Origin of the sequence: Massilia agilis, from assembly GCF_024756255.1 — a bacterium.
Taxonomy (GTDB): domain Bacteria; phylum Pseudomonadota; class Gammaproteobacteria; order Burkholderiales; family Burkholderiaceae_D; genus Telluria; species Telluria agilis.
The window spans coordinates 1-257 of record NZ_JANUHB010000031.1; the positions used below are offsets into that span (position 1 = coordinate 1).

Here is a 257-nt window from a genome sequence, read left to right on the forward strand (position 1 = left end):
TTGGTGTCCTCGGCCGTAGTGACGGCGCCGCCAGTGCTGGTCGGTGCGACGTTGGCCGAGGTGATGGTCACTGCAACAGGCTTCGCATCCGTCAGGGCGCCATCCGAGACCGACACACTGAAGGTATCGCTCTGATCGCTACCGTAGCTGTTGGCCGTGTAGCTCACCTTGCCGTCAATAACGTCCTGCTGCGTGAACGAGGTCGCAGCCGTGCCGTTGACCTTGATGGTGCCCTTGCCCGGCGCGCTGGTGACGGT

The 257-nt window shown here is 63.4% G+C and carries 1 protein-coding gene; it reads right to left on the reverse strand.

What is annotated here, in order from left to right:
• Positions 1 to 257, reverse strand: a 257-nt coding sequence (locus NX774_RS23335) for a cadherin-like domain-containing protein (RefSeq protein ID WP_258824692.1), incomplete at both ends; no start/stop codon positions are given.